Genomic DNA, 7,719 nt, shown 5'->3' with positions numbered 1-7,719 from the left:
ACCGCAGCCGCGACGCCCTCACCGGCGTGCGCGACGGCCGCGCGGCGCGCGAGTGGCTCGCCCGGCGGCTGGACGGCGAAGGGCAGGGCGACGGGCCCGCCGCGGTCGTGCTGCTGCTCGCGCTCACCCGCTTCGACGCGATCAACCTCGCCTTCGGCCGGGCCAGCGGCGATGCGGTGCTTCAGGCGGCGGCGCGGCGGATCGAGCGCCAGGTCGACACCGACGGCGAACGCCGCGCGGTCGCCCGCCTCGCCGGAGCCGAGTTCGCGGTCCTGCTGTCGGCGCCCGAAGGAGCGGCGGAAGCCCGCACGCTCGCCGGCCATCTCGTCGAGGCGATGGCGCGGCCGTTCGTGTCGGGCGACCAGGTCATCACCATCGGCGGGCGGGTCGGAATCGCGGTGTCGCGGCCGGGCGACAACGCCGCCTCGCTGTTGCGCCGGGCAAGCGCCGCGCTCGCCGAGGCGAAGGAGCAGGAAAGCGTGCCGGTCACCCTGATCGACGCCGAGAGCGAGCAGGCCAGCGCCCGCGGCGACCGCCTCGAGATCGACCTCAGGCGCGCGCTCGATGCCGACGAGATCGACGTGGTGTTCCAGCCTCAGGTCGAGATCGCCACCGGCCGAATCTCCGGGGTCGAGGCGCTCGCCCGCTGGCGCCACCCGGTGTATGGCGCGCTCGGCGCCGGCACCCTGTTCAGCGTGGCCGAGGCGTCCGACTATCTCGTCCAGCTGTCCGAGCATATCCACCGCAAGGCCGTCGCCGCCGTCGCCGGCTGGCCGGCGTCGCTCGCGCATCTCCGCGTCGCCATCAACGTCACCGCGCAGGACATCGTCCGGCCCGGCTTCGCCGACCATTTCCTGAAGCTGGTCAAGGGGAGCGGCCTCGGCGCCGACCGCATCACCGTCGAGGTCACCGAGAGCGGCCTCATCGAGGACCTGCCCGCGGCCGCGAAGCTGCTCGGCCAGCTGCGCCGCGGCGGCTTCAGGATCGCCATCGACGATTTCGGGACCGGCTATTCGAGCCTCGCCTATCTCAAGGCGCTGCCGCTCGACTATCTGAAGCTCGACCGCCGGCTGTGCGAGGACATAACCGGGTCGCCGCGAGACCGGGTCGTCGTTCGCAGCGTCATCGACATGGCGCATTCGCTCGACATCGCCGTTGTCGCAGAGGGCGTGGAGAGCCGCGAGCAGCTGGCCTTGCTCGCCCAGGAGGGATGCACCCTCTACCAGGGCTTCCTGTGCGCACCGCCGCTGGCGGCCGGGCAGCTTGCGGAGCTGATCGAAGGAGAGGCTGGGGTCGCGGCGTGAGCGAAGATCGGCTCAACATGACCGGTCTGTGGGAAGGCACCTACGCCTATCCCGCCTATCAGGGCCCGACGACGCCGTTCGTGGCGCATATCGACGATTTCGACGGCGTGCTGTCGGGCTCGATCATCGAGCCCAACACGATCGGCTTCGCCAGCGACGAGCTGGAAGCCCTGCTCGCCGGCAGCCGCAATACACGGTCGGTCGACTTCACCAAGACCTATGACGGGTCGAGCGACGCGGCCCATGCCGTCGACTATGTCGGCCAGCTGTCCGAAGACGGCGACAGCGTCGCGGGCGTGTGGAGCCTGGGCGAGCTTGACGGCACGTTCGAGATGCACCGCGACCGGGCATGGGAGGAGCTGGCCGTCGCCGAGGCGGCCGAGGAGCTGCCGGCCGCGGCGGCCGTGCCTACCGAGCTGCCGCCACCCTGAGCGGTCCGCCGAGTTGGCTGGTCGGGCCTGGCTCCAGCCGCAGCCGGTGCGCGCCGAAATCGATCGAGACCCGCCGGAACAGCTGCAGTGCATCCATGCCGAGCAGGATCGCCGGCCGGTCTTCCAGACCGAGGAGGCGGAACAGGTCGAGGTCACCGAAGGCGATCGGCAGATTGGCGATGTGCGCGCCGCCGATGCGCATCCGCTGGGTCACGGTGTAATTGAGCTGCGCCGTCGCACCGGTGACTCCGGTCACTTCGAGCATCATGGTGGGGTCGATCCGGCCGCGGCGGACCAGCCGCCGGCGCAGCGCCTCGTTGCCGACGGTGACCTGCGATCCAGTGTCGACGATCGCGCGCACCCGTTCGCCGTCCACCGTGGCGTCGGCGAGCACCATTCGGCCGAGCCGGGTCCGGGCGGTGACGACGATCGTGTCCGGCGGCCAGCGGTCGTCCTGTGCGGCCGAGCGCGACAGGCGCATTTCCCGGCGCTCGAAGTCGAACACCACGCGCTGGTTGCGCAGGCTGTCGACGCCGAGCATGCCGTCGGCGCCGATATGCGCCGCGTGCAGCGCGGGAGCCTGGACGTCGGTCAGCGAGCGTCGACCGACGTCGAGCTGCGGGATGATGACGGTCGGGACTTCGCGCACGTCGACCACGCCGGCGAGGCGGACGTTGCGGCTGGGATCGAGCGCAAGCCGAGCGGCGAGCTCGCGCGAGATCACCGTCCGCTCGGCGCCGGTATCGATGATGAAGCGAAACGGGCCGCGGCCACCGATCGTGATCGGCACCGTCATTCGCTCCCCCGAGTCGGCGCGGTAGCCGAGCGTCTCGGTCGGAGTCGGATCCTGCGGCTGGGCCGAGTCCTGGGGCTGCGACAGGGCGGCGCTGCTCGCCATGACCGCCGCGAACGTCATCCACTTCATCATTGGGCCGCACTCCGCCCGGTCTGCGACTCTCTCTAGCCGATTTCGATGAAACGCGGAATGAACCCGACAAGCGCCGGGCGCTCGCTTGACTCGGGCGGCGATCGGATCAAGCCTTCGGCACCACAACCGGGGCAGGCGTATGAAGCCCGTCTGGACGCTCGATCAGGTCGTCGCGCAGCTGACCAATTGGCAGGCGCGATGGAACAACAGCATCCCGATCCCTTATTTGCTGTACGCCCAATCGCTGCCGCACCACGATTTCCAGCTCGGCTTCAGCCCGTTCAACCAGGCTGAACTCCAGTCGCTGCAGCACACGATGCAGCTCATCTCCGACGTCGCGAACCTCTCGTTCGTCAACATCGCGGACAGCGGGCAGGGAGCGACCTTCTCGAACCCGTTCATCGGATTTTACACGGTGAACACGTCGACGGCGCCGTTCTGGGGCGCGGCCACGGATTATCTGACGCAAAATGCCGATATCCCGTACGGCGCCATCTACGGCGTCGACGTCGTGGTGAATCACAATCGCTCGAACGTGCAGGGCGGCTGGGGCATCGGCGATTCCAACTCGCGCAAGTTGATGCACGAGGTGCTGCACGCGCTCGGCCTCGATCATCCGGGGCCCTACAATGGCGACACGGCCAATTACGAAAGCCAGGCGCTCTTTTTCCAGGACAGCCACCAATATACCGTGATGTCCTATTGGAACGCGGTGAATTCCGGCGCGGACCATGTTTCCGGGTCCACACTGCAATGGACCTCGACGCCGCTCCTCTACGACGTGGCGGCACTGCAGTCGCTGTACGGAGCGAACATGACGACCCGCACCGGCCACACGGTGTACGGCTTCAACAACACCTCCGGCCGTTCCGCCTATGACCTGGCGCGGGATCCGAGTTCGATCTTCACGATCTGGGACGCGGGCGGCACGGACACATTGGACCTGTCGGGCTATTCTTCGCCGTCGCGGATCGACCTCGGCCAGGGCGCTTTCAGCGATTCCGGCGAGATGACGGCGAACATCTCGATCGCGTTCGGAGCGATCATCGAGAATGCGATCGGCGGGGACGGAAACGACAGTCTGACCGGGAACGACTCCAGGAACAGGCTTGAGGGCAATGGCGGCGCGGACGTCCTGAAAGGGGGCGCCGACTCCGACTGGCTCGTCGGCGGCGCGGGCGGAGACACGTTCGTCTATGCCTCCTACTCCGACAGCGATCTTCCCCTGCTGCGGTCGGACGGCAAGAAGGTCGCCTCGGACTATCTCGCCGACTTTACCTCAGGCGTCGACAGGATCGACCTGTCGGCGCTGGACGCGATCCCGTCGACGGCCGCGAACGATGCCTTCGCCTTCATCGGAACCGCGGCATTCGCGGGCGCAGCGGGGCAGCTTCGCTTCGAGGTCCGGCACGGCCAGCTGTGGCTCGAAGGGGACATCGACGGCAACGGCGTCTGCGACTTCGCCATCGCGATGAAGGCCGCGGCGATCGTTGCCGCCGATCTGATCCTCTAGCCGACGATCTTCGCCAGCCCCTTGGCAAGCTGCTGCGCGCCGCGCAGGCGCGCCGCGGGATCGGCCCAGGCGCGGGTGATGACGAGCTTGTTGTCGGGGCGCAGCTTCGCCGTGCCCTTGAGGTGCTGGACATAGGCGATCAGCCCCGGAAGATCCGGGAAGCTGTCGTTGAAGAAATGGACCAGCGCGCCCTTCGGGCCGACGTCGAGCTTGGCGATGCACGCCTTGCGGCAGTTCAATTTGATCTCGATGACCTTGAGCAGGTTCTCGGTCGCCTCGGGGAGCTTGCCGAAGCGGTCGATCAGCTCGGCCGCGAACGCCTCGATCTCCTGCGGGCCCTCCAGCTCGTTGAGGCGCCGGTACAGGCCCATGCGCAGGTCGAGGTCCGGGACGTAATCGTCGGGGATCAGGATCGGCGCGTCGACGGTGATCTGAGGCGACAGGTCCTTGGTCTCGTTGCGGGCGATGCCGCCCGCCTTGGCCTCCAGGATCGCGTCCTCGAGCATCGACTGGTAGAGCTCGAAGCCGACTTCCTTGATGTGGCCGGACTGTTCGTCGCCGAGCAGGTTGCCGGCGCCGCGGATGTCGAGATCGTGGGTGGCGAGCTGGAACCCGGCGCCAAGGCTCTCCAGATTGGCGAGAACCTGCAGGCGCTTCTGTGCCGCATCGGTGAGCAGCCGGTTCGCCTCGGTGGTGAAATAGGCGTAGGCGCGGGTCTTGGCCCGGCCGACGCGCCCGCGCAGCTGGTAGAGCTGGGCGAGGCCGAAGCGGTCGGCGCGGTGGATGATCATCGTGTTGGCGGTCGGGATGTCGAGGCCGCTCTCGACGATGGTGGTCGACACCAGCACCTCGTACTTGCGGTCGTAGAAGGCGCTCATCCGCTCCTCGACCTCGGTCGGCGCCATCTGGCCATGAGCGACGACGTAGCGGACCTCCGGAACCTCCTCGCGCAGGAATTCCTCGATGTCAGGAAGGTCGGCGATTCGCGGAACGACGAAGAAGCTCTGGCCGCCGCGATAATGTTCGCGCAGCAGCGCCTCGCGGATCACCACCGGGTCCCACGGCATCACATAGGTGCGCACCGCGAGGCGGTCGACCGGCGGGGTCTGGATCACCGACAGCTCGCGAAGGCCCGACATCGCCATCTGAAGCGTGCGCGGGATCGGGGTCGCGGTCAGCGTCAGCACATGGACGTCGGCGCGAAGCGTCTTCAATTTTTCCTTGTGGGTGACTCCGAAGCGCTGCTCCTCGTCGACGATGACCAGTCCGAGATTGCGGAACTCGACGCCCTTGCCGAGGAGGGCGTGGGTGCCGATCACGATGTCGATCTTGCCGGCGGCGAGGCGATCCTTGGTCTCCTTCGCCTCCTTGGCCGTGACCAGGCGCGACAGGCGGCCGATCTCGACCGGGAAGCCCTGAAAGCGCTCCTTGAAATTCTGATAGTGCTGGCGCGCGAGCAGGGTGGTCGGGGCGATCACCGCGACCTGGAGCCCGGCCATCGCCGCGACGAAGGCGGCGCGAAGCGCAACCTCGGTCTTGCCGAAGCCGACGTCGCCGCAGACCAGCCGGTCCATCGGCTTGCCGCGTCCGAGATCCTCGATGACGTCGCCGATGGCGCGGTCCTGGTCGTCGGTCTCCTCATAGGGGAAGCGGTCCGAGAAAGCGGCGTAGCCGGTGTCGGGTTCGGCGACGACTCCGGGGCGAAGCGCGCGCTCGGCGGCGATCTTGATGAGGTCGCCGGCGATCTCGCGGATGCGCTCCTTCATCCGCGCCTTGCGTCGCTGCCACGCCTCGCCGCCAAGCTTGTCGAGCGCGACTCCGTCGCTCTCGCTGCCGTAGCGCGACAGGATGTCGATATTTTCGACCGGCACGTAGAGCTTGTCGCCGCCGGCATAGGTCAGCGCGACGCAGTCGTGCGGCGCTTTCTGCACCGGGATCTGGGTCAGGCCCTCGTAGCGGCCGATGCCGTGGTCGGCATGGACGACGAGGTCGCCCGGCGACAGCGTCGCCAGCTCGTCGAAGAACGCCTCCTTGCTCTTCTTGCGCTTGCGCCGGCGCACCAGGCGGTCGCCGAGCATGTCCTGCTCGGTCAGTACCGCCACCGAGGGCGTGGTGAAGCCGTGGTCGAGCGGGAGCACGATCAGCGCGGTGCCGGTCGACCCCATCGCCTCCTGCCAGCTGTCGACCAGCTCCAGCTTCTTCATGCCATGGTCGGCGAGGAGGCCCTTCAGCCGTTCGCGCGAGCCGGCCGAATAGCTCGCCAGGACGACCTTGTGCTTGCCGCGCTTGAGGCCGGCGACGTGTTCGGCGACCGCCTCATAGACATTCTGGTTCTGGGTGCGCTCGGGCGCGAAGTCGCGCGGCCCGTCGACCTCGAAGTCGATGACCCTGGCGCTGGCCGGCTCGTGGAACGGCGTGGTGAGGTGGATCGGCCGGTCGGCGATCGCTTCCTTCCACTCGTCCTGGGTGAGGTAGAGCGTCTCGGGCTTCAGCGGCCGGTAGCTGCCCGGGTCGTTCGACTGGGCGCGCTGGCGGTTGTCGTAATAGTCGGCAATCGCCTCGAACCGAGCGTCGGCGGCGCCGGCGTCGCCCGCGTCGCGGACGATGAGGTCGCTGTCGTCGAGGTGGTCGAACAGGGTGGCGAGACGCTCCTCGAACAAGGGCAACCAATGGTCGAGGCCCGCGATCCGCCGCCCGTCCGAAACCGCCTGGTAGAGCGGGTCGCCGGTCGCGTTGGCGCCGAACAGCTCCCGGTAGCGCGAACGGAAGCGCTTGACGCTGTCCTCGTCGAGCAGCGTCTCGGAGGCGGGGAGGAGGGTGAAGCCCTCGGTCGTGCCGGTGGTGCGTTGCGTGCCGGGGTCGAAGCGCCGCACCGTCTCGATCTCGTCGCCGAAGAAGTCGAGGCGAAGGCCCTCTTCCTCGCCGGCCGGGAACAGGTCGACGATGCCGCCGCGAACCGCGAACTCGCCGGCATCGTGGACGGTCTCGGTGCGCGCATAGCCGTTGGCCTGAAGCAGGGCGGCGAGCCGATTCATGTCGATGCGCTCGCCGGGCTTGAGGCTCGCGACGAGCTGGCGGACGCGGAACGGGGTCAGCGTGCGCTGAAGCGCGGCGTTGACGGTGGTGACGAGGAGCTGCGGCTTGTCATGCTTGCGCTGGAGCGCGTGCAGCGTCGCGAGACGCTCGGACGTCGAACGCAGCGACGGCGAGGAGCGGTCGTAGGGCAGGCAGTCCCAGGCGGGAAAATAGAGGATGTCGACTTCGGGCGCGAAGAAGGAAGCGGCGTCGCCGATCGCGCGCATCGCCGCCTCGTCCGGAGCGATGAACACGGCGCGGCTGCCCGTCCCCGCGGCGCGCGCGAGATCGGCCGCAAGCCACGGCATGAAGCCCGCCGGCACCCCCGCCAGCGTGAGCGGCTTGTCGGCCTTGAGGATGGTGTGAAGGTCCATCAGCCCCTCCCCTTCAGGGGAGGGGTTGGGGTGGGGGAGTCCGTCGCGGAAAAGCGCCGTCGGAGGCATCGAGCCTCCGCCGTCGCGGGGGGGG

At 68.4% G+C, this 7,719-nt stretch carries 5 protein-coding genes; 3 read left to right on the top strand and 2 right to left on the bottom strand.

The window, feature by feature from the left end; all coding sequences use genetic code 11:
- Together G7B71_RS15200 and G7B71_RS15195 are read left to right on the top strand one after the other, a co-directional pair.
- The coding region (locus G7B71_RS15200; protein ID WP_166042463.1) for a bifunctional diguanylate cyclase/phosphodiesterase at positions 1-1,304 on the top strand (1,304 nt) is incomplete at its 5' end.
- On the top strand, positions 1,301-1,735 hold the full coding sequence (locus tag G7B71_RS15195) for a hypothetical protein (protein ID WP_166042461.1): 435 nt from the start codon (positions 1,301-1,303) through the stop codon (positions 1,733-1,735). The genes G7B71_RS15200 and G7B71_RS15195, both read left to right, overlap by 4 nt.
- Here G7B71_RS15195 and G7B71_RS15190 read toward each other — a convergent pair.
- Positions 1,713-2,663: an aspartyl protease family protein gene (locus G7B71_RS15190; protein ID WP_166042459.1), complete on the bottom strand. Its 951-nt coding sequence runs from the start codon at positions 2,661-2,663 to the stop codon at positions 1,713-1,715. The genes G7B71_RS15195 and G7B71_RS15190 overlap by 23 nt on opposite strands.
- 139 nt (positions 2,664-2,802) lie before the next feature.
- Between G7B71_RS15190 and G7B71_RS15185 the strand changes: the two genes are divergently transcribed.
- Entirely contained in the window at positions 2,803-4,176 is a 1,374-nt protein-coding gene (locus G7B71_RS15185; protein WP_166042457.1) for a M10 family metallopeptidase C-terminal domain-containing protein, read from the top strand.
- On the opposite strand, the gene mfd is transcribed toward G7B71_RS15185, so the two are convergent.
- Positions 4,173-7,628 (bottom strand): transcription-repair coupling factor, encoded by a 3,456-nt coding sequence (gene mfd, locus G7B71_RS15180; RefSeq protein WP_166042465.1) that lies wholly within the window; start codon positions 7,626-7,628, stop codon positions 4,173-4,175. The genes G7B71_RS15185 and mfd overlap by 4 nt on opposite strands.
- Between the last annotated feature and the right edge of the window lie 91 nt (positions 7,629-7,719).

The organism is Sphingosinicella sp. YJ22 (assembly GCF_011320075.1).
Lineage (GTDB): Bacteria > Pseudomonadota > Alphaproteobacteria > Sphingomonadales > Sphingomonadaceae > Allosphingosinicella.
This window is presented reverse-complemented; position numbering and strand designations above follow the sequence as displayed.